Consider the following 23,315-nt stretch of genomic DNA (forward strand, 5'->3'; position numbering starts at 1 on the left):
GATCAATCCGAGTAATCGAGCCCGATCTCGCGGTAGCGGGCCGGATCGTCGCCCCAGTTCTCCCGCACTTTCACGAACAGGAAAAGATGAACCGGCTGACCAAGAATTTCCGACAACTCCTTGCGCGCGCTCATGGAAATCGCCTTGATCGCCTCGCCGTTCTTGCCGAGCGCGATCTTCTTCTGACTGTCGCGCTCGACATAGATCACCTGCTCGATGCGCACCGAGCCATCCTTGCGTTCTTCCCATTTCTCGGTCTCGACATGGGAGGAATAGGGCAGTTCCTGATGCAGTCGCAGGAACAGTTTCTCGCGGGTGATTTCGGCGGCGAGCTGGCGCATCGGCAGGTCGGAAATCTGGTCCTCGGGATAATACCACGGTCCCTCGGGAAGCCGTTTCGCCAGATAGTCCATCAGGTCGTCGCAGCCTGAACCGTTCGTGGCGGAGATCATGAAGGTCTCCTCGAAATCGATCGCCTCATTGGCGGCCGAGGCGAGCTTCAACAGGTCTTCCGGGCGCACACGGTCGATCTTGTTCAGCACAAGTATCTTGGGATGGCGCACCTCTTTCAGGCCTTCGAGGATGGCCTCCGCATCGCCCTTGAGGCCGCGCTCGCTGTCAACCAGCAGCATGATCACGTCGGCATCGCGCGCGCCGCTCCAGGCGGCCATCACCATGGCGCGGTCCAGCCTGCGGCGCGGCTTGAAGATTCCGGGCGTATCCATGAACACGATCTGCGCATTGTCGTGGATGGCGATCCCGCGCAGCGTGGCGCGGGTGGTCTGCACCTTGTGGCTGACGATCGTCACCTTGGCGCCGACAAGGCGGTTCACCAGCGTGGATTTGCCGGCATTGGTCGGGCCGATCAGGGCGACAAAGCCGGAGCGGGTATCGACGCCCACCGGCATGGTTTCAGTCTCGGTCATGGCAACTCCTGCGGTTTTCCGCGTCTCGGCGGCCGCATTATAACAGGTTCAATAATGGCAGGCTCAGCTTTCGGCCGTCCAGACGCCTTCGCGCTCCAGAAGCCGTGTCGCGGCAACCTGTTCGGCGGCGCGCTTGGAGCGATCGATGCCGGTTTCCGGCGCAACGCCGCTGACGGTGACCGTCACCGTGAAGCGCGGCTCGTGATCGGGGCCGGAACGGTCCTCGACCTTGTAGACCGGGGTCTGGCCGAAGCGGGCATGCGCCCATTCCTGCAATTCGGTCTTGGCATCGCGGCGCAGCGTCACGCCATCGGCAAACAGCGGCTTCCACCAGGTCTCGATGAATTCGCGCGCGGGCTTCAGGCCGCCTTCCAGATAGAGCGCCGCGATCACGCTTTCCACCACATCGGCGCGGATCGAAAGCACGCGCTTGCCGGTGAGCTTCTTGACGTCCTGTCCGGTCTTGATGAACCGGTGGAGGCCGAGATCGTCGGCAACCCGCGCACAGGCTTCCGCGCTGACAAGCTGGTTCAGCCGCACCGAAAGCTCGCCCTCGCTTGCGCCCGGAAACAGCCGGAACAGGTTCTCGGCGATCACCAGCCCCAGCACCCGGTCGCCGAGAAATTCCAGCCGCTCGTAATTGTCGTCCTTGCCGCTGCGCGCGCTGGCATGCGTCAGCGCCAGCGCGAGGCGCTTGCGATCGGCGAAATCGAAGCCGATCAGCTTGGCAAATGCGTCGACATCAGCGCCGTGCCTTTCCGTCATTCAGCCACCGATAACCTTGAACATGCGGTCCCAGCGCATGTTGAACGGCCACTTCCATATCTGCGCGAAGGAGGTGTCGTTGCCGAGCGAGAAGAAGATCAGGCTGGCGCGGCCGATGAGGTTTTCGGCCGGCACGAAACCGACATCGAAACGGCTGTCGAGCGAGTTGTCGCGATTGTCGCCCATCATGAAATAATGGTCCTCGGGCACGATGAACTCACGGGTATTGTCGCCGGGGCCGTTGCGCAATTCGTCGAGCGTGTCGTAGCTGACGCCATCGGGCAGCGTTTCGCGGAAGACCGGAATATCGCGGCCCGGATCGCGGCGATAATCGGAGGTGAAGGTGCCATCGGCGGTGCGCGGCACGGGCTGGTCGTTCAGGTAGAGAATACCGTTCCTGACCTGAACCCGGTCGCCCGGCAGGCCGATCACGCGCTTGATGTAATCGATATCGGGATTGGGCGGATAGCGGAACACGACGACATCGCCGCGATCGGGATCGCTGCCGAAAATGCGGCCAGAAAACAGGTTCGGCGAGAACGGGAGGGAATAGCGCGAATAACCGTAGGAGAACTTGTTCACGAACAGATAGTCGCCCACCAGAAGCGTCGGCATCATCGATCCGGAGGGAATCGTGAACGGCTGAAACAGGAAGGTCTTGATGACCACTGCCAGAAGCAAGGCCTGGACGATGACCTTCACATTGCTCCACAGCGAGCTTTCCTGTTTTTCTTCTTTTTCAGACACGCAGTGCTTCCTTTTGCTCACCGGTTTCGCCATGAGCTTTAGCCCCTTAGCCAAAAACGGGCAATGTTTTTAAGAAGGTTTCGCGCTCTCCTCCACCGCCTCGATGATGACGAAGGCCTGCGCGAGCGGGTAATCATCGGTGATGGTGATGTGGATCCGCGCCTCGTGGCCTTCAGGAATTAGGCGCGCGAGCGCTATGCCGGCGCCGCCGGTAAGCTTCATGGTCGGCTTGCCGCCGGGCAGATTGACCACGCCCATGTCCTTCCAGAACACGCCCTGCGCGATGCCGGTGCCAAGCGCCTTTGAACAGGCCTCCTTGGCGGCGAAGCGCTTGGCGTAGGAGGCGGCGCGGTTTCGCCGCCGGTCGGACTTTGTGCGTTCGATATCGGTGAAGCAGCGCGCGGTGAACCGCTCGCCGAAGCGCTCGATGGTCTTTTCCACGCGCCTGATATCGATCAGGTCGCTGCCGAGGCCGACGATCATGGCATTCCTCCCGGTGGTCTCAATTCTTCGAACCGTTCATAGCCCCGTTCTGGAGCTCAGCCTGACGCGCCGCGATCATCGCCTGACGGCGGGTCTGGAAGGACTGCACCGCGTAATAGGTGGCGATGTAGAACAGACCGCCGCACACGAGCGCAGGAACGATCGAACCGACGATCATCGGTTCGAGCAACGGCTTCCAGAGATCGGACAGCTCGAACTTTTTAACGAGGTCGACAAGGTCGATATGTTCACGCCCTTCGGCGCTGCGTCCCAGCAGGAAGCTGCCCAATTTCCAGGTGGACAGCCATATGAAGGGAAAGGTCAGCGGATTGCCGAAGGCGGTGCCAAGGGCGGAAGCGAACAGATTGCCGCCAAGAACGAAGGCGATCGCAAAGGCGGAGACGAAATGCAGGCCGATGAACGGCGTCCATGAAACGAACACCCCTGCCGCGATGCCCATAGCGATCGCGTGCGGCGTGGCCCGCAGCCGCACGGTGCGGTGATAGATATAGACCGGGACGCGCCAGAAACCCTTTCTGGGCCAGACCGCGCCGCGCAATCGCTGCCAAAAACTTGCCGGAGAACGTCTCTTGAAAAGCATGGTCTAGTTTTGACAGCTGGGAGGATGAATGCAAGCGCGTTTTGGCCAAACTCAGTCCGGCTTCACGCGGCGGCGCACCTCTTCATCGTCGCTCTCCCGCAAATCTTCAGGTTTCGGACGGCCGGGATCGAAATTGTGATCGATGTTGTCCATCACGTGCTTCACGCCCTCGGCCTCGCTCTCGCTGACCTTGGGGTGCGTGAAGCGTTTGAAGAAGTCGCGTAAACCATCCCACATGGCGTTCCTGCCTTTCGTCGGTTGATGACTGTTAGACGCAAACTTGAACCATAATGTTCCATCGCGGCTGTGGACATCGCGTGTCATGGGGCGACGGAGCTGACAACCTTTCAGACGAATTCCCGCTTCACGGTCGCCACGCAATCGAGCGCCTTGAGCTGGTTGATCGTCTGCGTCAACTGACGCAGGTCCCAGACCTCCATGTCCATACCGACTTCAGCAAAATCCTCGGCGATGACGTCCATCCGGATCGAGCGGATATTGACATCGAGCGTGGCGATGGTGGAGGTGATGCGGGCGAGCGTGCCGGGCTCGTTCAGCACGTTGATGCCGATGCGCGCGCGGAACCGCTTGTCATTGGTGGAATCGATATCCCAGCGGATGTCGACCCAGCGGTCCGGCTGATCCTCGTATTGCTGAAGGCCCGGCGACTGGATCGGATAAACCGTGATGCTGCCGTCATCCTCGGTGATGCCGACGATGCGGTCGCCGGGGACTGCGCCCGACGGCGAAAACCGCACGATCGCCGCGCCGTTGAGACCGCGCAGCGGCACGCCCGCCTCGCTCTCGGCATCCGGCAGGCGAAACGCCATGCCCTCGCCCTTCGGCAGGCTCACCCAGCCATCCTCGACGCTGGGCTTGATGGTGACGCGCTCGTCCTTGTGATCCGGGAACACGGCCTTCAGCACATCGACGGAAGAGAGCTCGTTGCGGCCGACGGCGGCGATCACGTCCTCGACATCGCTCTGGCCTAGACGATGCAGAACCGAGGCCAGCACCTCGCGCGAGAAGGTCTTGCCGGAGCGGGCGAAGGTGCGCTCGAGGATCCGGTAGCCGAGGCCGCTATACTGCTTGCGGATCGCAGCGCGCGTGGCCCTGCGAATTGCCGCGCGCGCCTTGCCGGTGACGACGATGCCTTCCCAGGCCGGCGGCGGCACCTGCACGCCCGAGCGGATGATCTCCACCTCGTCGCCATTGTTGAGCCGGGTCACCAGCGGCATCATCCGCCCGTTCACCTTGGCGCCGACACAGGTATCGCCGATATTGGTGTGGACCGCATAGGCGAAATCGATTGGCGTCGCGTCCTTCGGCAGCGCGATGAGCTGGCCCTTGGGCGTGAAGCAGAACACCTGGTCCTGAAACAGTTCCAGCTTGGTGTGCTCGAGAAACTCCTCCGGACTGTCGCCTTCGGCCAGCGCCTCGATGGTCTTGCGGAACCAGGAGAAAACATTTGTTTCGTCGTGCGCCGCGCCGGCAACCTTGCCTTCCTTGTAGAGGGCATGGGCGGCAATGCCGTGTTCGGCGATGTCATGCATTGCGCGGGTGCGGATTTGCAGCTCGATGCGCTGCCTCAGCGGCCCGACGATGGTGGTGTGCAGCGACTGGTAGCCGTTCTGTTTCGGATTGGAGATGTAGTCCTTGAAACGCTCCGGCACCATGCGCCAGCGGGTATGCACGAAGCCGAGCGCCCGGTAGCAGCTTTCAAGCTCGTCGACGATGATCCGGAACCCGTAAAGGTCCGACATCTGCTCGAAGGACAACGATTTCGACTGCATCTTGTTGAAGATCGAAAACGGCTTCTTCAGCCGCCCCTTCACCTTGACATCGACGAGACCGTGCTCGGTCAACAGCGCCTTGAGCTCGTCCTCGATGCTCTTGACCATGGCCTGGTTCTGGCCGGCGAGGTCCTGCAGCTTGTCGCGGATGGTCTGGTAGGCTTCCGGGTTGATATACTGGAAGGACAGATCCTCCAGTTCCTCGCGCATGTCCTGCATGCCCATGCGGCCGGCGAGCGGCGCATAGATTTCCATCGTCTCCTCGGAAATCCGCCGGCGCTTGTCGGCGCGCATGTAATAAAGCGTGCGCATGTTGTGCAGCCGGTCGGCGAGCTTGACCAGCAGCACGCGCACATCATCGGCAACCGCAAGAAACAGCTTGCGCAGGTTTTCGGCCTGCTGCGCCTTGCGGGAGACGAGGTCGAGCCGCTTGATCTTGGTAAGCCCCTCCACCAGCGCGCCGATCTCATCGCCGAAGAACTGATCGATCTCGTCGCGCGTCGCGGTGGTGTCCTCGATCGTGTCGTGCAGCAGCGCGACCGCGATCGTCGACTCGTCCATGTGCAGGTCGGTCAGGATCGCGGCGACTTCAAGCGGATGGGAGATATAGGGGTCGCCGCTGGCGCGCTTCTGCCGCCCATGCTTTTGCATGGCGTAGACATAGGCCTTGTTGAGCAGCGCGATATCGGCGTCAGGCTTATATTTCTGTACCCGCTCAACGAGTTCGTATTGCCGCATCATGGCTCAGTGACCGGGCCCGTTACGGGCGCAATGCGGACCTCAAGTCCGCTGAAATGGTAAGCGGCCGCGGGGTGCGCCCGCAGCCGGCAATATCAGTAGTCGTCGCCTTTTTCCGGCGGAACCAGGCCTTCAATGCCGGAGCGAAGCTCTTCTTCCGACATCTGGTCGAAGGGGATGGCATCCGGCATGTCCGGGCGTTCCGCGGGCTCGGCGGCGTCCTCGTCGGCCGAAGCGCTGGCCGAGCTGTCGGCCTCAGGTTCGTCGACCTCGACATGGCGCTGAAGCGAATGGATCAGGTCTTCCTTCAGATCGTCGGGCGAAAGGGTTTCGTCGGCGATCTCGCGAAGGGCCACGACGGGGTTCTTATCATTGTCGCGGTCGACGGTGATCTGGGCGCCCTGGGAGATGAGACGCGCACGATGTCCTGCGAGCAGAACGAGATCGAACCGGTTGTCGACTTTGTCGATACAGTCTTCAACTGTGACACGAGCCATTGACTGTCCTTTTAGGAGATTTCTGTGGAAAGGCACCTCATAAAGGAGCCGCGCCCGGATTTCAAGGCACAATTCAACGCCTCGGAAGACCGCCAGCTGCCGCCTTGCGTGTTTTGGCTGCCGAGCCTGAAACTTGGTGTTGAATTCCTTTGAACAGATGCTTAAATCTCAAGCGAATTGTAAACTTTCTGGCACAATTTTGATCTCTTGTCGTTTACCCGTATATCGCCGATGCGATCATTTACGACCCGGCGGTAAAGTAAATTATATTTGAGGATATGTTTTATGTTTGATCCGCGCGAGAAAATTGCGCTCTTCATCGATGGCGCGAACCTTTACGCCGCCTCCAAGGGCCTCGGTTTCGATATTGATTATCGCAGACTGCTGAAGGTTTTTCAGGGCAAGGCCTACCTGCTGCGCGCCTATTATTATACGGCGCTCATCGAAGATCAGGAATATTCCTCGATCCGTCCGCTGATCGACTGGCTGGATTACAATGGCTACAAGGTCGTGACCAAGCCCGCCAAGGAATTCACCGATTCCATGGGACGGCGGAAGATCAAGGGCAATATGGACATCGAACTGGCGATCGACGCGATGGAGCAGTCGGCAACGGTCGATCATCTCGTGATCTTTTCCGGCGACGGCGACTTCACCACGCTTGTGGAAGCGCTGCAGCGCAAAGGCCGCAAGGTTTCGGTGGTCTCGACCATGGCAACCCAGCCGCCGATGATCGCCGACGATCTGCGCCGACAGGCCGACCATTTCATCGATCTGGTTTCGCTGAAGCAGGATATCGGACGCGAACCATCGGAACGACCCCAGCGCACGCCCGAAGTGGTGAGCTCCGACTTCGACGACTGAAGCGACGAGCCGCCCGAAGGCGGCAATCGTCGTTTTGGTCAGCCGAGGTTCTTGAGAAGCCTGCTCTTTTCGCGGTTCCAGTCGCGCTTCTTTGCCGTTTCGCGCTTGTCGTGCAGCTTCTTGCCCTTGCCGAGCGCAAGCTCAAGCTTGGCCCGGCCGCGATCGTTGAAATAGAGCTTCAGCGGGATCAGCGTCATGCCATCGCGGTTGACCGCGGAGCGCAGGCGATGAATCTCCCGCTTGCCCAAAAGCAGCTTGCGGCGGCGGCGCGGCTCGTGATTGAAGCGGTTGCCCTGAAGATATTCCGGCAGATAGGAATTGATCAGCCACATTTCGCCATCCTCATCGGAGGCGTAGGATTCGGCGATATTGGCCTTGCCCTCGCGAAGCGACTTGACCTCGGTTCCGGTCAGCACGAGGCCCGCCTCGAGCGTGTCGAGGATTTCATAATTGAACCGTGCCTTGCGGTTTTCGGCGACGATATTGAGCCGACCACCCTTGCTGCCCTTCGGAGCCATGAAAGTCTTCCAGTCTGCTATCTGCCGGACGCGCTCAGTTCAGCAATCCGGCATGTTTCAGCGCCGCGTCGATTTCGGCGGCGGTTCTGTCATCCACCGGCGTCAGCGGCAGACGGACCGCGCCGTCCATACGGCCGATCCTGTTAAGCGCGTATTTAGTGCCGCAAACGCCCGGTTCAAGAAACAGCGCCCGGTGGAGCGGCATCAGCCGATCCTGGTATTCCAGCGCCCCGGCGAAATCGCCGGCAAGCAGAGCGTTCTGGAATTCGGCGCAAAGCTTCGGCGCGACATTGGCGGTGACGGAGATTGCGCCGACGCCGCCCTGCGCGGCAAAGCCGAGCGCCGTGGCATCCTCGCCCGAAAGCTGGATGAAATCCTTGCCGCAGGTCATGCGCTGCTCGGAAACCCGGTCGAGCTTGGCCGTGGCATCCTTGACGCCGACGATATTGGAATGCGCCTTCACCAGTGCGCCCATCGTCTCCGGCAGAAGGTCGATGACCGAGCGCGGCGGAATGTTGTAGATGAAGATCGGCAGCTTTGTGGCCTCGGCGATCGCCGAGAAATGCGCGAACAGACCCTTCTGGGTCGGCTTGTTGTAATAGGGCGTCACGACGAGCAGCGCATCGGCGCCGGCCTTTTCCGCATGGAGCGCCAGTTCGATCGCCTCGCGGGTATTGTTGGAGCCTGCGCCGGCGATCACCGGAACCCGGCCCGCGACCACTTCCACGCAAAGGTCCACCACCCGTTTGTGCTCGGCGTGGCTCAGCGTCGGGCTTTCGCCGGTGGTGCCGACAGGCGACACGCCATGGCTGCCCTCACCGATCTGCCAGTCGACATGCGCGGCGAATGCCTGCTCGTCGACCGCGCCGTCGGCTGTAAAGGGCGTAACAAGGGCGGGTATGGACCCCTTGAACATGCAGATTCTCCTGACGGCCTTCGTTTTAAAGCCGCATTCTTGTTGTTAAATCGCGCGCACCATAATGCCGGACATCAGGTACTGCAAGCATTAGCATTCGAAGCAGCAAACCGCTCGATTGTGTGATAGCTTAAGGCCATATTAACCGCGATAAACGAGACTGACGGAGCCCGACTGAATTCGACCCCTGGATGATCGAATGAAGAAAACACTTTCCATGCTTTCGCTCGCCGCCGTGATGGCGGCAGCGGAGATGACTCCCGTTGCCGCGCAGGATTTCCCCTCGATGGCGCCGATTCCCTATGCCCGGCCGGACCGTTCCGCGCTGCCGCCCTCGCTTGAAGTGACGGGCGCGATCAGCCAGCCGATCGCCAATCCGGCTTCGAGCACGGTGCTGAAACAGGGTCTCGACGCGCTTAAGGACAGCAATGTCCCAGGCGCGATGCAGGCGCGGGCGCGCCTGCCCGACAACAGCCTGGATCATCAGATTCTGAGCTGGGCGATCGCCGTTTCCGGCGAACCCGGCGTCCCCTCCTCCGAAATTGCCGAAGCCCAGCAGGAGCTTCGCGGCTGGCCGGGGCTTTCCTCGCTGCGCGCCAATTCCGAACGGGCCTTCGCGCGCGAAAATCCCTCGCCCAACACCGTGCTGGCCGCCTTCGGCAACACGCTTCCGGAAACCTCGCAAGGCACGATCCTGCTCGCGCGCGCCTATCTGGCGACCGGGCAGAAGCAGAAGGCGCACGATATCATCAACCGCGCCTGGACCGGATGGGCGCTCGACACCAGTTCGGAAAACCAGATCCTCAACGAGTTCGGCTCTATTCTCAGCCAGACCGATCACAAGAACCGGATGATCTACCTGCTTTACCGCGACCGCGCGACCCAGGCCAAGCGGTTCTCCGAACTCGGCAATGCGCAGTCCTTCTACAATGCATGGGCCGCCGTCATTCGCCGGCAGGACAATGCCGGCAGCCTGATCAACGCCGTGCACTCGTCCTGGCGCAGTGATCCGGGCTTCCTCTACATCCAGATCCGCAATGCCCGTCAAACCAACCAGTTTGATACCGCGGCAGCGCTGCTGAAGAAGATGCCGCGCAATCAGGCAGCCCTCGTCAATCCCGACCAGTGGTGGGACGAAAGCCGCATCATCGGCCGCCATTACTACGAAGACGGAAAGCCGCGTCAGGCCTATCAGGTGGTCGCCGCGGCGATGCCGGAGGGTCGTCTCGACCGGCTGGATGCCGCCTTCCACGCCGGCTGGATCGCGCTGCGCGGCCTGAACGATGGCCGGACCGCATCGAAACATTTCGCCGACATCGTCGCGATCTCCTCCACTCCGATCTCGGCATCGCGCTCCTATTACTGGCAGGGCCGCGCTGCTGAAGCCGGCGGGCCGGGCAATGCACGTGACTTCTACCGCAAGGCCGGCGCCTACGAGACCACCTTCTACGGTCAGCTTGCGCTGCAGAAACTCGGACAGACGCGTTTGAACGTGCCCTATCCGAGCCCGACCGCCGCCGACCGCACGAATTACCAGCGTAATCCCGCGGTGCAGGCGATCGCCCGGCTTGAGGCCGTCGGCCATGGCTGGCGCGCCGATTCGCTCTATCGCGCGCTCGCCGAACAGCTCACAAGCCCCGGCGAACTTGCCCTTCTCGCCTATCAGGCGGAAAAGGACCGCAGCCACAGCCTGTCGCTTCAGGTCGGCAAGATCGCCTATGGCCGCGGGCTCGATGTCGCCGCTCTGGCCTTTCCGATCGGCGTGATCCCGACCAACGCCAATATTTCCGGCTCCGGCATGGCGCTCGCCTATGCGATCGCGCGGCAGGAAAGCGCCTTCAATCCGGGCGCGGTGTCGCCGGCCGATGCCCGCGGGCTGCTGCAGCTTCTGCCGACCACCGCGCAGCGCGTCGCAAGCCGCCACGGACTTTCCTATTCGGCAAGCCGGCTGACCGGCGATCCGGCCTATAACGCCACGCTCGGCGCGCATTATCTCGGCGAGCAGATCGACCGGTTCGGCGGCTCCTATATCCTCACCTTCGTCGCCTATAATGCGGGACCGGCGCGGGTGCCGCAGTGGATCGAGCGCTTTGGCGATCCGCGCGGCAAGAACCTCGATTTCGTGATCGACTGGATCGAATCGATTCCCTATCCGGAAACCCGCAACTATGTTCAGCGGATCATGGAGAACTACGAGATCTACAAGGCCCGCCTCAACCAGCCGACCGATATCGCCCGCGACCTGATCTACGGCCGGACCTGACGGCGGAGCGCCGGGCGAAAAGTCCATTGCCCCCCCCATGAGCGTCGGCCGGCCTTGCGCCGTGCCGGCGCTTTCGGCTATCTGACCGACCATCAGCGCCCGCCCGGCTCGGCCGGACGCCAAACTTCTGGAACCGCCCTCCGATGGACATGATTTCCGATTTCGACCTGACCGGCAGCAACACGTTTGGCCTGAAATCTTCCGCGCGCCGGGCCGTGATCGTCGATGATCCGGAAATGCTGCCGGAACTTGCCCGCGAAAGCGCCGCCTCCGGCCTGCCGCTGCGCATTCTCGGCGGCGGCAGCAATGTGGTGCTCAATGAGTGGCTCGAGGCCATCGTCGCGCTGATGCGGATCGGCGGCCGGCAGGTTGTGCGCCGGACGGAGAGCGAAACCATCGTGACCGCCGGGGCCGGCGAAAACTGGCACGATTTCGTGTCCTGGACCGTCGCGGAGGGCGTTCCGGGACTGGAAAACCTCGCGGGCATTCCCGGCACGGTCGGCGCCGCCCCGATCCAGAATATCGGCGCCTATGGCGCGCAACTCTCCGATTTCTTCCTGTCGCTCAACGCCTTCGATCTGCGGGACGGCGTTGTCCGCACCTTCGATGCCGAAGCCTGTCGCTTTGCCTATCGCCAGAGCCATTTCAAGGCCGAACCCGGTCGCCATGTCATCCTGTCGGTCACGCTCGCCCTGCCGACCGCGTGGCAGCCGAAACGCGATTACGCCGGCCTCGACCTGTTGCCCGAGCAGGCCTCGGCGCAAGAGGTACTCGATCACGTCGTCGCTCTCAGGGCCTCGAAGCTTCCGGACTGGCGGACGCTCGGCAATGCCGGCTCATTCTTCCACAATCCGGTGGTCAGCGCCGAAAAGGCCGCCGAAATCGCGGGCGCGCCGCGCTATCCCCAGCCCGACGGCACGGTGAAACTCTCCGCCGGCTGGCTGATCGAACAATGCGGCCTCAAGGGATTCCGCCTCGGCCCCGCCGGCACCTACGCCCGCCACGCCCTCGTCCTCGTCAACCACGGCGGCGCCACAAGCACGGACATCACCGCGCTGGCCAACCATATCCGCGGCAAGGTGCGGGAGCGGTTCGGCGTGGAACTGGTGCAGGAACCGATCGCGTTTTAAAGGGTGGAAGGAGAACGAGCTAGTACGTCGCTCGCGATACCCTATAGACTCACGCTTAATCCGGTCGATCGATAAAGTCATCCAGAAATCGGCGTACGAACCCGCATCTAACGATGTGTAGATGCTCCCTTCCAGCCCGCGTGATTATTCCCGCAAAGAACGCCTGTGCCTCCCCGTTCACGAATTGTAAAACGAAGGCACCACCACCACTTAGTCCGTCTGGATCGAAAGAAAGCGATTCTATAGGTCGAACTCTTAAAAGCGCCGCGTCCGAAGGCTGATCGGGTCCATCTGTATGGCAAATCAAAATTCGTATAGCTTGCTCCAAGCGTCTATCGTCAGCCAAGTCATAGTTTTGATCTGAGTAGGCATATCCTGCCACAATCAAACAAATGATCTGATCGCTAGGAACGTCCAGCGGAAACGCCCTTAGATCGAAAAATCTCTGTTTTAATGCTGGTCGCTCTAAACACGGCTCAGTGAAATCAAAAGCGACAATATCGTGATAGTCGCTTTCATTAAGGCTTGTAAAGTGACGGACGCCAGCCGAAGTAATCGCATATTTCCCGTCCCCTTCGAGCAAACCAAACGCTTCAGGCGTTCGCCCGAGGGCCCGCAACTGATGACGAGTACACAAGACGATATATCTGTCTCGGTAAAAGGCGGCAAAAGCGGAGCCCGCTAGTGAAAGCGGATACTCGTCGCTATCGTTTATTGCGATTAGCGACTGCGTATAACGTGCCACAGCGCTTTCAAGAGTATTAATAGGGAACAGAAGACCGTTAATTCGGACGCTTAGGTCGATTAAATTTTCAAGTGTCGTTCGTCTGCCACGTGCCATGTGCTCTCCGTTCGCGCGGCTACCGCTGGCAGCGTTTCAATCCCGATGAAAGGCCACAGTACCTGTTTTTCTACCTCCCATCGTCTGTCGACATGGCAAAAAGCGGTCATCACTCGCGACAAAAAAACTAAAGTAAGCAGGCCGCAGGGCACGATACTGACCTAGAACTATATGATTTTCCGGAAAATGGTCGGAGTGGAGAGATTCGAACTCGTATACCTCATTGAAAAACAAGGATAATTTCCGACAATTGTAACGGTGTGACGGCCTGCTTTCTGTTCTTAATTCGCGTATATCTACGCCTGCTTTACCCAAAAGAAAAGCCCGCCGAGTTTCTCAGCGGGCTTCTTGTAGTCAGCTATTTATTGCCTTTTTTTTCGTCCTGAGACAAAACCGATGCGGCCAGCTTTTTCACATCAGACGATGTAGCCTTTTTGCTGCCCGACAAAATCTTGCTAGCAAGACTGGAAGTCGAGGAAGACGATTGTTTCTTCGCCATCATACCCTCCTTTCCGGCGCAATATCGCCGAATTTTTTACCAGTCTTGATTTCGCTAACACGCCCCGGATTGATACCGAAACGCGCGGCGATATCGTGCTGCATCATATTTTGTTTCAAGAGCCGCTTGATATCTGCAGCCATTTCCGCCGTAACACGCGGCGAGCGTCGACTAGTTGACATAAATTCTCCTTTATGTCGTTCGCTTCGCCTTGTTCTAGACTCTTAGGTCATATACGTTCCCGACTGTAACGGTGGGAATCAAACCGCTAGAACATCCGCACGGCGAAGCTTGTTTTCGTGTGCGGTCACGCTTGTGCCCGGATCAATGCTGTTTTGGCGAACAGCTTGGCCGGGGTTCGCGAATCGAGAACGTTCCGCGAACACAATTATTACGGCCCAAGGGTGACCTGTGTCTAGTCTCGCGCCGGTTCTTGCTTTGATTTCGCCAGTTACCCCCAATATGCACAGCCTAATAAAAAGACCCGCCGAGTTTCCCCGGCGGGCCTGCTTGATCAGTATTTGACCGATACCGCCTTTACGCGGACGCGGGGCCTGTCCTTTTCCGGCCTGTTCTTATTAGCCGGGCGCGGCTCAAGTTTCGCCTGAGAGCCGCTTACGAGGGCCTTCAAAGCAGGTGACAGCGCCATTATGCGGTTTCCCGCGCCAGCTTCGAGGCGTCATAGTGACCGCTGGCAATCAGGTGAACGCTGCCAAAGTCGATTTCCTTGCGCTTGATGCCCGGCGCGGCATACTTCCAGAAGCGCGCCCGCGTCAGATTATCCATGGGGATACGGTAGCCTGTCATCGGCTTCGAGATTTCCGCCACCTTCGAAAGGTTTGCTTCGGTCGGGGCATTGCAGAAAGTGTTGATCGCCTTCCGCGTGGATTCCACGATGCCGCTTTCCTTGAAGCGACCGACGATAAGGACTTCAATGTTATGCGAAATGCCAAGCGCCATATCGCCCTTCTCTTCGAGCAACGCCAAAGCGTCACCTTCTGAAATGCCTTCATTGAGGAGGCCGTTAAGATAGCTTGCAGCGCCGTGCTGCAGTTCGATCAAATCGGCGACGCCGTCTTCGACACTGGCAGAGACGCCTTCGGCGAGGTCCGTCTTGAGATAATCGGCGAGCGTTGAATCCGGGGCGGATTTCGTGATATCCATGTTGTGTCCTTTGACTTCATTGTTAAGGGGTGTGCCAGAAAGCGGCGCGGTGCGGTCGCCAAACTCAACCGCGCTGCTTTCATTCATTTCATGCTTCGGCATATTCCGTTCTCCTAAATGCCTTTGAGTTGATATTCCGGGAAGGCGTGGCGCGTCTGCTTTTCGAGGCGTTCCAGCATCTTCTGAAGGCGCACAATATCCTTGAGCGCTTGTTTCCGGGTTCCGGGGTCCGTCAGGTCGGACGCTTCAATCTCTTTTATTCGTTCTGTGATCTGCTCCTTTTTGTATCTGTTGATGACACTGGCGAAACAGTGAGCCGCTCCAATGAGATCGTCGACAAGACGCTCAGCGCGACCGATGGAACCCTCATATCCGAGGTATAGATTGTCGGCGGGATTATCCTGCCAACCGCGTTCAAACTCCCCGTCAATAGAATGCGGCCCGCTGTCATCTTCGAATTCCGGCCTCACTAAAGCCGAAAGGTCGAAGTGCTGAAGCCCAGCTTCCCAATCGCCGCCGTCACGCTTTTCCCCGATCCATTCAAAGAACGGCTGCTTCAGGAAGGGATAGGAGCTATCAAGCAGAAGCTTCAATTCCTGCTCTCTGCGCCGACGCATTTCCCGGCTTCTTTCCGTCGCTGTCTTAGCCATAATGAACTCCCGTGTCTGTTGGCGTTGCATCTAATGCCACGGCAACAATCCGCGGTCAAGAGTCCAAAAGAGAAAAATCACGCGGCAAGCGAAATTCCTTCCTCGCGCACGGTGTCGGGCCAGACGTTCAGGGTCTCGCTGACAGCCTCAATAATCATGGACTGAAGGTCGTCGTGCGCGTCCGGCTCATAGTTCCGGGCGATCTTCTTCAGCCGGTCGATGGCCTCAAAATACAGGTGGGCCGGGACATAGGTTTCGGGCTGATTGTCGAGCATGCTTTCCTCATTGCGTTAGTGCTTCGTGACGCACAGAGACATGAATCATTTGGATTCATGGCGCAAGAGAAAATTTCACTAATTATCTGATTTTATTGCATAAAAATCAGTAAGCACTTACTTATCACGTTGCGATCGATGGTAGTCCAGCACGGCGCGCGCCGCTCTAAAACCGCCCTAGATTTGGGTCTTCCTTCTTCCGGGCGCGCTGCTCTTTACGCTTCCGGGCCTTATCGAGCCTGATGCGTTCCTGCTCTTCCGGCGACAGGGCAAGAAAATCGGCGCGCTGGCGTGCCCTGTATGCCCGCTTTGCCTTGAGTTTGGTCTGTGCCCGCTGCTCTTCTGAAATGAAGGTCCGGCGCGTCTGGTAGTCCCGGCCTTCCGCAAGGGCCTCCTGCTGTCGCTTCGTCCGGCGATTGGCGTTGTATAGCGCTTTACCGGAAAGGGTCTTGCGGTGTTCGTCTATCGCGTCGAATGCTTGCGCGGTGTGCCCGTGGGCCTTGTTCTTCGCGATCTCATCCGCCTGTGACTGTCGCCAAGCCTCGATAGCCGGGTTTCGCTTGGCCGGTTCGGGCGCATCTTCATTGACGAAATCGGCAAGCGCCTCATCCAAGGCTTGATTATCCGATGCGCGCCCGGCTTCCTGTTCCGCCTCATATCGCTCCAAATCGGCAAGCTGGTCGTCGGTCAGAACTTCAGCCGCAACTTCGGGCGGGGTCTTGGCAGTGACCGTATAGGCCGCGCGCGCCGCTTCGTCGATGACCGCAAGCACGTCGTCAATTCTGGCGTCCATGCCTGAACCATTTCCTAAAGAAACATCCTCATTTCCTTGACTTTTAGTCATTTTATTCGTATCGTCATCTTCGTTCAAGAAGAGCATACTTTGAACCTCGTCTAGGCCCCGGTGGTTGCTCACCGGGGCTTTTCTTATGCTACGGCCTGTTCGATCTGGTCGGCGATATCGAGCGCCAAATCACCGGACAGGCTGATACCTTCCCCGGGATCGGGCACGAAGAGCTTGAAGCCCCTACCGCGTGGTTCAATCGAGTAGCCGCAAGTCGGCCCTACTATCTTTCGTCCAAGTGCCACGCTGTCGCGAATTGCTTCGACAAGGTTCACCGCGCTCTTGACGCTCATCACCTTCACCGGGCCGTCATCAAGCTGAACGGATACACCCGCATCCGTGCGCTTGATGACGATGCCGGGAATGTTTGCCGGGATCGTGCCTTCAGCGATTTCCTTACGGATCATATGACCGATGGCGTCAGAGACAGAGGTGTTGCGGGCCGCCGCTATGGCCTTCAACTGGTCAATGCGGCGCGGCGAGACGTGAATGGTGTCGGTGGATTTCATGGGTGGTCCTGCGGTTCCAGTTAATACGATACCATTAACATTCTCCGGAATATAAGTCAATTCTTACGTTTATTGAGTCGGTGATTTCGGAAAAGTGTCGCGGGATACTTATGGCAAAATATATGCTAACCGCACATGTCGCGACCGCTTATTGCACGTATATACATATACACTCTAAATCAAATACAGATAATGGTAGGGATTTGCCTTAAGTATTCCGCGACACTTTTCATCAATCACGATGACACTCGGGCCTGCGGCCCTCCCTGCGCGGCCTTCGGCCTTGCCCGGTCGCTAGCGCGCCCGAACCATGAGCTGAACTTTTGGACCGAGGAAGGTCTCTGTCTCCGGCAAGCGAAGAAACGTGCCGGTTCCCTGAAACAATCCTCCGGTAGCGGAAGCGTCCCGTATCGTGACATAGAGGCTGTCCCGGCTCCGGTCGCTTCGCGCCCTACGCGGGACGTATCTAGGGCCGTATCGGGATCGTTCCGGCTTTCCGGCCATACAGACTCACACGCGGGCGTTCAGGGGTGCGGATAGGCAACCCACACCCGAAAACCCTAGAAACGCGTCAGTGAGTCCCTGTGAGTCAAACAGGGCCTATCTGGTCCGGCTATTGAGGTAGTTTCCGGGCCGTGACTGCTTTCGAAGCTCTGAAGCGACAAGCCCGCGAACATTCGTCTCCATCTGTCGGGCCATCTGTGCGGCAAGGTCGCGGTTCTGTTCCGGCGTCCCTGCCGAACCTTCGACCGTGATCGGCGCGTTAATCGTGATGGACTGTGCCGGGGTCTCGTTCTGGTTCGCGGCCATGCGGGCGCTAGGGGGTCGTGGCAGGCTTGACGCCGACACAAAGCCGCCCGACGCGTAGCCGCGCAAGGCATTGGACTGCATCGCTTCGAGATTGCGGACGCCAAGACGGCGCGTGGCCTCTTTGGTCATGACGAATTCGCCACGATGGACGATCCCGGCGGGTTCCAGCTTTCCCCCGTCGCCGGTATAGCCGCCCTTGTCGTAAAGGCCGGTCATCGCGCCTGCTGCGGCGGTTGCATTCGCAATGCCCAACTGCCGGGAACCGCCGAGGAAGCCCAAGAGCCCGCCGCCTGAAGTCCCGCCGAACAACCCGGCAAGCGGTCCCTTCCCTAGCAAAGCCGCCTGTGCGGTCGCCTGTATCAGGCTGTTAATCAGGCTATCGAGCGCCGCATTCCCGGTATTGATCGCCGGGACAAGCGCCATGAATCCGTCATAGGCGGTGTCTCTGAAGAATGCGGCTTGCTCTGCCGCCCGTGCCTGGGCTTCCTCTTCGGTGTGAATGGCGCTGGTCAGCTGCGCAATCTGGTCGCGTTCCCGTGCGGTCGCGGTCTCGCCTGCCCGCCGTAGGTTATGCACGATCCGCTTTTGCTCTTCGGTCATGCCGAGGGCGTCGTATTCGTCCTTCAGCGCCTGAATGAGCCGTTCAACGCCTTCGCGCTCGCGATCGATCGAAGACGAACGCCGACTGCCCCCGCCGCCGCCAGAACCGCCGTCTCCGTTCGTAACAACTTCGAACGACTCCAAATAGGTTGTGTCTGAATCGTCGTCTTTGGGCTTTAGGCGGTCGTTCAGTATCCGCGTGATTTCCTCATCCTGCTTGTTCTTCTCGTTCAGCTGGCGATTGAGGTTGTTCAGGGTGCGACGGCGCTGCTGGTCCGTCATTCTCGGATTGTTTTTCGTCTCAAGAATCTGATCTTCAAGAGAGCTCCGCTCGTGGGCAAGTTCCGCCTGCTTGAATTCAAGGCTTGCGTTGCTGCGGTTCTCGAATTCGCGGAAGGCGTTGATAAACAAGACAAGCGCGTTCGCCGCTTCGACAATCGCCTTTTTCAACGTGGTGCCGACGGTCGTGGCAACAGTTTGAAACTGTTCATCGAGGTCTTCAGCCTTCCGGATGAGGTCTTCGTCCATGACCACGCCAAGGTCATTCGCGGCCTGAATGGTGTCGCGAATGCCCTGTTCCCCCTGCCCGATCAGCCGGACAAACTGCTCGCCGCCCGTGCCGCCGAAAATCTCATCGGCGATACGAATCTGCGCCGCCTTATCCAACTGCTGAAGCCTGCCGATGATCTCGGCAAACAGCGCGGAAGGGTTCTTCAGCTTGATCGCCAGCGTGTCGGCGTCATATCCCAACCGTTTGAAGGCTTCGGCTGCCGATCCGCTCTTGCCCTTGGAGGTGATAAATTCATCCGCGCGAAGGTTCATTTCCTTCAGGCCGTCCGTCAGGGCGTCAACGCCGATACGGTTCTGCTCCGCGACATATTTAAGCTCTTGGAAGTCCTTGACCTTCATCGCTGCGGTTTCGGCCTGATCGCCAACTTCGGCAACGCTGCGGGCGTAGCCCGCAAACGTCCGGGTAATCTGCGCAACGCCCCCGACAGTGAGCGCGCCGATAAGCCCGCCCTTCAGCATAGCGCCGACATTGGAAAGCGCACCGCTCATGGCCTTATCGATCCGGCTGGCAGACGTTTCTGCCTCTTTGCGCATGGCGCGGAAGTTCTTCGAGGTGGCGCGCTTCGTCCGTTCAAGATCCCGCTCGTATTTGGTCATGCGGGCTTCGAAGGTGACAAGCAGGCGCTTTTCGTCTGGCGTCATTAGCTGTTCCCCTTCCCCGTCGCATCAGCCATGGCTTGAAGCCCACGGCGCGCTTTTTCGCCGATGACAAATTCGCCACGGTGAATAACGCCTGCGAGGTCCTGTTTCTTTTCGTTCTGCTTCATTGGTCTTTTCCTTACGCGGCGTTCATCAGCCGGTTAAATTCGTCGTCGTCGAGGTCTAGGATAGAGCGGGCATTGTCGTTGGCCGCTGCCCGGAAGATCGCCAGCGCCGAGGCAATCGCGCCGTCAATGTGGTTGCTGTGCCGGGTGCCCTTGTGCATCGAGGTCAGGCCGCTGGCATTGGTCGCCCGCTTCACCACGACGCTTTCGAAGTGGTTGCGAAGGATCGGGTGACCGCCGTGGCGGATGCGACGGCCATTCACGACACGCTCAAGGTCGCAAATCGGGCCGTGCATGTTCTTCGGGCTTTGCGGGTGCTGAAACACTTCAATGCCGTGGTTCATCAGCTTCTTCATGATCGGCCCGGCAAGCGACGGGTCAAAAACGACTTCCTGAACGTTGTAGGTGCCGCAAAGGTCAATGATCTTGTCGGCAATCGTGTCCGGTTCGATGGTCGGGCCGTCGCAGACGTTCAAAAGCTCTTCGTCCCGGTATCGGGGATAAGGCACCTGCTCAAGACGGGCTTTTTCGTCCAGCCCTTCGGAAGGCAGATAAAACCACGGGTGAACCGAAATGCGCCCGTCGCTGTGCTTCCACGCCCCGACAATCGCGGTCAGGTCGCCGGAACGGGAAAGGTCAACGCCAAGCCAACATGGCAGTTTTTCCAGTTCGCCAAGCTCAAAATGCGGATCAAGGCCAGCGTCATAAACGGCCATATCGAAGAGCGGATCGCGTGACGCGGCCTGCCATACGTTCAAGCCGAGCTGCTGAAACTCGTAGCGGGTCGGCGGGCTGACTTTCGCCTTCCGCGCCCAATCACGCATTCCCTCAAGGTCAGGAAAACCATGAGCTAGGCCGGGGTTTGCCTTCGGCCACGTCGCTTCATCCTCCCAATCATCGCCGGGTTCGGCCTGAAACAAGATTGGCAAAAAAGTCGGGTCGTCATGTTCGCCGGTCGCAACCTTACAAGCATAGTCGTAAAGCTCGAAACCGACGTTATCCTGTCCGCGCCCTGCCGTGGTGCAAATGATCATTAGGGGTTCGCTGGTCTTGACCATGCCGGAAGAGAGAGCTTCCCAAAGGTCGCGGCCCTGCCACTTGTGGATTTCATCGACAAGAATGAAGTTAGGCGTCGTGCCGTGCTGGGCCTTGCCGTCGCTGGAAACTGCTCTCAAGTTCGCCCCGCTGCGAGTGTTCAATATGCGCTTCATCCCGCCAAAGGCATTGTTGATTTTCGAAATGGCTTTGAGTGGCCGGGTCTGCCCCACAATACTTGCCACTTCATCGAAGCCGATATTTGCCTGTTGACGGTCACACGCTGCAAATATTACCTGCCCCGAAGGAGCGGCTTCCGGCCCATAAAGGTGAAGGGCGGACCACGCTGCGGCGTGACTGGTCTTCCGATTTCCACGGCCAAGCATAAGAAAGACGGTCTTGATGATGCGGCGTCCGTCAGGGTGACGCGGGCCATAAATGCGCCGGGTGATCCTTTCGAAAGGGTCATAAAGCTGAAAGGCATTTTTTGGCGCGTTGCTCTTCGGATGCTTCAGCGCCCGGATGAAATCAACGGCGTCCTGCCCATAGCCAAACGGGTCATCGATCGGGCTGTTATCATAAATCCAGTAGGGGAACGCGCTCTTAGCCATTGCGTCGGTTCCTTCCGATGTTCAGAGGGTTCGGGCTGTCGTCGTCATCATCGTTGCCAGTCCCGGCACCGACACGCGCCCGCGACGTTGGCGTAAGGCCATATTCAGCCGAAAGCTGCCGTGCCGTTTGTGCCGCGCGGTTCAGCATGCCGAACAGGACCTTGTCCAAGGGGTCGGCCTGCAACGCGGCTTCGATTTCGCGGACATGGCCGCGCATGATGCAAAGCTCTTCGATCCCGCCAAGATCGCCCTTTATGATGATGCCGCGCTCAATAAGGCCGGGCAGGATGCGCTTCCACTCCGCGCGGGCATAAGCAGAAAGATGCTTCGGCGCGGGCGGCGCTTTCTTCAGGGCGTTGCTGTCACGCTGGGCAGGCGGCTTGATGCCGCGCAAATGGGTCATCGGATCGCAACCCCGCGCAATTCGAGGCCGTCACGCCTTCCAACTTCGTTGATTTCCTTGATGTTGTAAGCCGTCCCGGCATAGGTCACGCGGTCGGCGGTCGTGATGCCAGGGCGATATCTGACACGGAAGACGACACTACCGGCTTCAGCCTCACCGAAGCCGGTCAGGAATTCATTCGCGGACTGCTGAAGCAATTCGGCCCATACCGTGCAAAGCGGTGCCCATGCTTCGGACACGGCGCCGGAAGGCTTCACGGTTTCGGTCTTGCGCTCGATCGTAATGCGCCGGTTCAGCGCGCCAATGTTCAGCATCAGACAAACCACCTAATCAGCGCTTCGACCGAAATCACCGCGTGTCCATGGTCCGGGTCGGGGTCAGTGACGAACCGGCAAGCGGTCGCGCGGAAGTGGTCGCAATAGCCGCCTTCGATCTGAAGCTTGCGCTTGTCGAGCGCCCCCAACACCGCGCCCGCGACTTCTTTCACCGCGTCCTGTTCGGCCTCAAAGGTCCAGACGTGCAAATCCAGATAAGCCCATGCCGTGCGCTGTGCGGTGTAGTCATAGCCGTGCAAGGTAGTCATGCCGTTGCTCATGAGAACGCAAGGTTCGCGCTCGCTGTCGGGCCGCGTGGTGCCGGAACGAATGCGGTCAGCCGGGACAAGCGCCGAAACGGCACTGTTCAGAATGAGGCGTTCGCGGATCGCGGTTTCAAGGGCAAGGGTCGCTTCTATCATCGGTTCTTCCACGCCTTGTCCAGCGCCCGGTTCAGGCGTCGGTGATTCCGGGTCTTTGTGAGATTGAACGCCGCGCCAAAGAACGGGTGCGCTTCCGTTTTGCTGGTTCCGTATTCAACAAGGTGCGCATAGCGAACGTCGGTATTCCCCGCCGTCACGATAACCTCATGCGGGCCAGCAACGCGGGACGCTCCCGGCTGCGAATGGGGCGGCGTCGTTTCGCCGGGGCCGGTCACCACAACGCTATCGGCAAGCGCACCCGTATCCTTTGGTGCGAGGGCTTTAGCTGTGCCCGCGAATTCCTTGGCGGACTTCAGCAAGGCGGAACGCACATACTCACTTCGCGGAATATCTTTGATGCTGTCCATATCGGCCAGAACGTCGGAAAGCCCGCCGTCGTCCTTCTTACTCGCCATCGAAGACCTGCCCTGCCCGATACGTGTCGGCAATCGAGGTCACGCTATAGGGCGCGATCTTCATGGCGATGCCGAAGGATACGGCGTTGCGCTGCTCATAGTAGAAGGAAACGAGCATCAGCACAGCGAGCTTCAGGTCTGCCGGGAATGGGTCAAGTTCGGTCAGCGATTTGCCGATGTAGCCAGCAAGATACTGTTCAGCGCCCGCGATGTAGAGCGCAATAAGCTCATCGTCGTCGTTTCCGTCGATCTTCATGTGTGATTTGACAAGCTCAAGGCTTACGGTCGTCATGCTTCAAATCCAAAAAAGTTATTTAGGGGTCATTTTTGTGCGGTGCTCCCCGCGC

Annotated in this window: 29 protein-coding genes; 3 read left to right on the top strand and 26 right to left on the bottom strand. The window is 59.2% G+C overall.

Annotation, left to right across the window (positions count from 1 at the left end; translation table 11 throughout):
• Positions 1–2 precede the first annotated feature (2 nt).
• The 8 genes from era to rpoZ form a co-directional block, all read right to left on the bottom strand.
• Positions 3–926 (bottom strand): GTPase Era, encoded by a 924-nt coding sequence (gene era / locus K7H91_RS12155; protein ID WP_230720550.1) that lies wholly within the window; start codon positions 924–926, stop codon positions 3–5.
• A 63-nt stretch (positions 927–989) separates the two neighbouring features.
• Positions 990–1,691 (bottom strand): ribonuclease III, encoded by a 702-nt coding sequence (rnc, locus tag K7H91_RS12160; RefSeq protein ID WP_230720551.1) that lies wholly within the window; start codon positions 1,689–1,691, stop codon positions 990–992.
• Entirely contained in the window at positions 1,692–2,438 is a 747-nt protein-coding gene (gene lepB, locus K7H91_RS12165) for a signal peptidase I (RefSeq protein WP_230720552.1), read from the bottom strand.
• Positions 2,439–2,507: 69 nt separating this feature from the next.
• Entirely contained in the window at positions 2,508–2,921 is a 414-nt protein-coding gene (acpS, locus tag K7H91_RS12170) for a holo-ACP synthase (protein ID WP_230720553.1), read from the bottom strand.
• 19 nt (positions 2,922–2,940) lie between these two features.
• On the bottom strand, positions 2,941–3,522 hold the full coding sequence (locus K7H91_RS12175; RefSeq protein WP_230720554.1) for a DUF2062 domain-containing protein: 582 nt from the start codon (positions 3,520–3,522) through the stop codon (positions 2,941–2,943).
• Positions 3,523–3,573: 51 nt separating this feature from the next.
• A complete protein-coding gene (locus tag K7H91_RS12180) occupies positions 3,574–3,846 on the bottom strand; it encodes a hypothetical protein (RefSeq protein WP_230720555.1) in 273 nt (90 codons plus the stop codon).
• Between the two features lie 23 nt (positions 3,847–3,869).
• Positions 3,870–6,056 (bottom strand): RelA/SpoT family protein, encoded by a 2,187-nt coding sequence (locus K7H91_RS12185; protein ID WP_230720556.1) that lies wholly within the window; start codon positions 6,054–6,056, stop codon positions 3,870–3,872.
• A 92-nt stretch (positions 6,057–6,148) separates the two neighbouring features.
• Positions 6,149–6,550, bottom strand: coding sequence for a DNA-directed RNA polymerase subunit omega (gene rpoZ, locus K7H91_RS12190; RefSeq protein WP_230720557.1), 402 nt, complete (start codon positions 6,548–6,550; stop codon positions 6,149–6,151).
• 285 nt (positions 6,551–6,835) lie between these two features.
• On the opposite strand from rpoZ, the gene K7H91_RS12195 reads away from it, so the two are divergent.
• Positions 6,836–7,414, top strand: coding sequence for an NYN domain-containing protein (locus tag K7H91_RS12195; RefSeq protein WP_230720558.1), 579 nt, complete (start codon positions 6,836–6,838; stop codon positions 7,412–7,414).
• A 38-nt stretch (positions 7,415–7,452) separates the two neighbouring features.
• Here K7H91_RS12195 and smpB read toward each other — a convergent pair whose 3' ends face one another.
• On the bottom strand, positions 7,453–7,932 hold the full coding sequence (smpB, locus tag K7H91_RS12200) for an SsrA-binding protein SmpB (protein ID WP_230720559.1): 480 nt from the start codon (positions 7,930–7,932) through the stop codon (positions 7,453–7,455).
• A gap of 34 nt (positions 7,933–7,966) precedes the next feature.
• Complete coding sequence (gene dapA, locus K7H91_RS12205; protein ID WP_230720560.1) at positions 7,967–8,848, bottom strand: 4-hydroxy-tetrahydrodipicolinate synthase; 882 nt, start codon at positions 8,846–8,848, stop codon at positions 7,967–7,969.
• Positions 8,849–9,047: 199 nt separating this feature from the next.
• Between dapA and K7H91_RS12210 the strand changes: the two genes are divergently transcribed.
• Complete coding sequence (locus K7H91_RS12210; protein WP_230720561.1) at positions 9,048–11,111, top strand: lytic transglycosylase domain-containing protein; 2,064 nt, start codon at positions 9,048–9,050, stop codon at positions 11,109–11,111.
• 143 nt (positions 11,112–11,254) lie between these two features.
• The gene (murB, locus tag K7H91_RS12215) at positions 11,255–12,241 is read left to right on the top strand and encodes a UDP-N-acetylmuramate dehydrogenase (RefSeq protein ID WP_230720562.1); all 987 of its coding nucleotides are present in this window, start codon (positions 11,255–11,257) and stop codon (positions 12,239–12,241) included.
• 55 nt (positions 12,242–12,296) lie between these two features.
• On the opposite strand, the gene K7H91_RS12220 is transcribed toward murB, so the two are convergent.
• The 16 genes from K7H91_RS12220 to K7H91_RS12290 all read right to left on the bottom strand — a co-directional run bounded on the left by K7H91_RS12220 (position 12,297) and on the right by K7H91_RS12290 (position 23,260).
• Positions 12,297–13,082: a hypothetical protein gene (locus tag K7H91_RS12220; RefSeq protein WP_230720563.1), complete on the bottom strand. Its 786-nt coding sequence runs from the start codon at positions 13,080–13,082 to the stop codon at positions 12,297–12,299.
• 358 nt (positions 13,083–13,440) lie between these two features.
• Positions 13,441–13,581 (bottom strand): hypothetical protein, encoded by a 141-nt coding sequence (locus K7H91_RS12225; protein ID WP_230720564.1) that lies wholly within the window; start codon positions 13,579–13,581, stop codon positions 13,441–13,443.
• Positions 13,581–13,763: a hypothetical protein gene (locus K7H91_RS12230; protein WP_230720565.1), complete on the bottom strand. Its 183-nt coding sequence runs from the start codon at positions 13,761–13,763 to the stop codon at positions 13,581–13,583. Before K7H91_RS12230 ends, K7H91_RS12225 begins: the two co-directional genes overlap by 1 nt.
• Before the next feature lie 466 nt (positions 13,764–14,229).
• Complete coding sequence (locus K7H91_RS12235; protein ID WP_230720566.1) at positions 14,230–14,847, bottom strand: hypothetical protein; 618 nt, start codon at positions 14,845–14,847, stop codon at positions 14,230–14,232.
• Between the two features lie 11 nt (positions 14,848–14,858).
• Positions 14,859–15,395: a hypothetical protein gene (locus K7H91_RS12240; RefSeq protein WP_230720567.1), complete on the bottom strand. Its 537-nt coding sequence runs from the start codon at positions 15,393–15,395 to the stop codon at positions 14,859–14,861.
• Between the two features lie 77 nt (positions 15,396–15,472).
• Positions 15,473–15,670: a hypothetical protein gene (locus K7H91_RS12245; protein ID WP_230720568.1), complete on the bottom strand. Its 198-nt coding sequence runs from the start codon at positions 15,668–15,670 to the stop codon at positions 15,473–15,475.
• A gap of 166 nt (positions 15,671–15,836) precedes the next feature.
• Positions 15,837–16,550: a hypothetical protein gene (locus K7H91_RS12250; RefSeq protein WP_230720569.1), complete on the bottom strand. Its 714-nt coding sequence runs from the start codon at positions 16,548–16,550 to the stop codon at positions 15,837–15,839.
• A 47-nt stretch (positions 16,551–16,597) separates the two neighbouring features.
• Entirely contained in the window at positions 16,598–17,023 is a 426-nt protein-coding gene (locus K7H91_RS12255) for a hypothetical protein (protein WP_230720570.1), read from the bottom strand.
• A gap of 600 nt (positions 17,024–17,623) precedes the next feature.
• Positions 17,624–19,645 (bottom strand): hypothetical protein, encoded by a 2,022-nt coding sequence (locus K7H91_RS12260; RefSeq protein ID WP_230720571.1) that lies wholly within the window; start codon positions 19,643–19,645, stop codon positions 17,624–17,626.
• The gene (locus tag K7H91_RS25550; RefSeq protein ID WP_269066193.1) at positions 19,645–19,770 is read right to left on the bottom strand and encodes a hypothetical protein; all 126 of its coding nucleotides are present in this window, start codon (positions 19,768–19,770) and stop codon (positions 19,645–19,647) included. Before K7H91_RS25550 ends, K7H91_RS12260 begins: the two co-directional genes overlap by 1 nt.
• 11 nt (positions 19,771–19,781) lie before the next feature.
• Positions 19,782–21,413, bottom strand: coding sequence for a terminase large subunit (locus K7H91_RS12265; RefSeq protein ID WP_230720572.1), 1,632 nt, complete (start codon positions 21,411–21,413; stop codon positions 19,782–19,784).
• On the bottom strand, positions 21,406–21,816 hold the full coding sequence (locus tag K7H91_RS12270; RefSeq protein ID WP_230720573.1) for a P27 family phage terminase small subunit: 411 nt from the start codon (positions 21,814–21,816) through the stop codon (positions 21,406–21,408). The genes K7H91_RS12265 and K7H91_RS12270 overlap by 8 nt, the downstream gene beginning before the upstream one ends.
• On the bottom strand, positions 21,813–22,130 hold the full coding sequence (locus K7H91_RS12275) for a phage head closure protein (protein ID WP_230720574.1): 318 nt from the start codon (positions 22,128–22,130) through the stop codon (positions 21,813–21,815). The genes K7H91_RS12270 and K7H91_RS12275 overlap by 4 nt, the downstream gene beginning before the upstream one ends.
• A complete protein-coding gene (locus K7H91_RS12280) occupies positions 22,130–22,552 on the bottom strand; it encodes a DUF3168 domain-containing protein (RefSeq protein WP_230720575.1) in 423 nt (140 codons plus the stop codon). Before K7H91_RS12280 ends, K7H91_RS12275 begins: the two co-directional genes overlap by 1 nt.
• Positions 22,549–22,968 (bottom strand): HK97-gp10 family putative phage morphogenesis protein, encoded by a 420-nt coding sequence (locus K7H91_RS12285; protein WP_230720576.1) that lies wholly within the window; start codon positions 22,966–22,968, stop codon positions 22,549–22,551. Before K7H91_RS12285 ends, K7H91_RS12280 begins: the two co-directional genes overlap by 4 nt.
• A complete protein-coding gene (locus K7H91_RS12290) occupies positions 22,958–23,260 on the bottom strand; it encodes a head-tail connector protein (protein WP_230720577.1) in 303 nt (100 codons plus the stop codon). The genes K7H91_RS12285 and K7H91_RS12290 overlap by 11 nt, the downstream gene beginning before the upstream one ends.
• Positions 23,261–23,315: the final 55 nt, after the last annotated feature.

The organism is Martelella mediterranea (assembly GCF_021021415.1).
Lineage (GTDB): Bacteria > Pseudomonadota > Alphaproteobacteria > Rhizobiales > Rhizobiaceae > Martelella > Martelella mediterranea_C.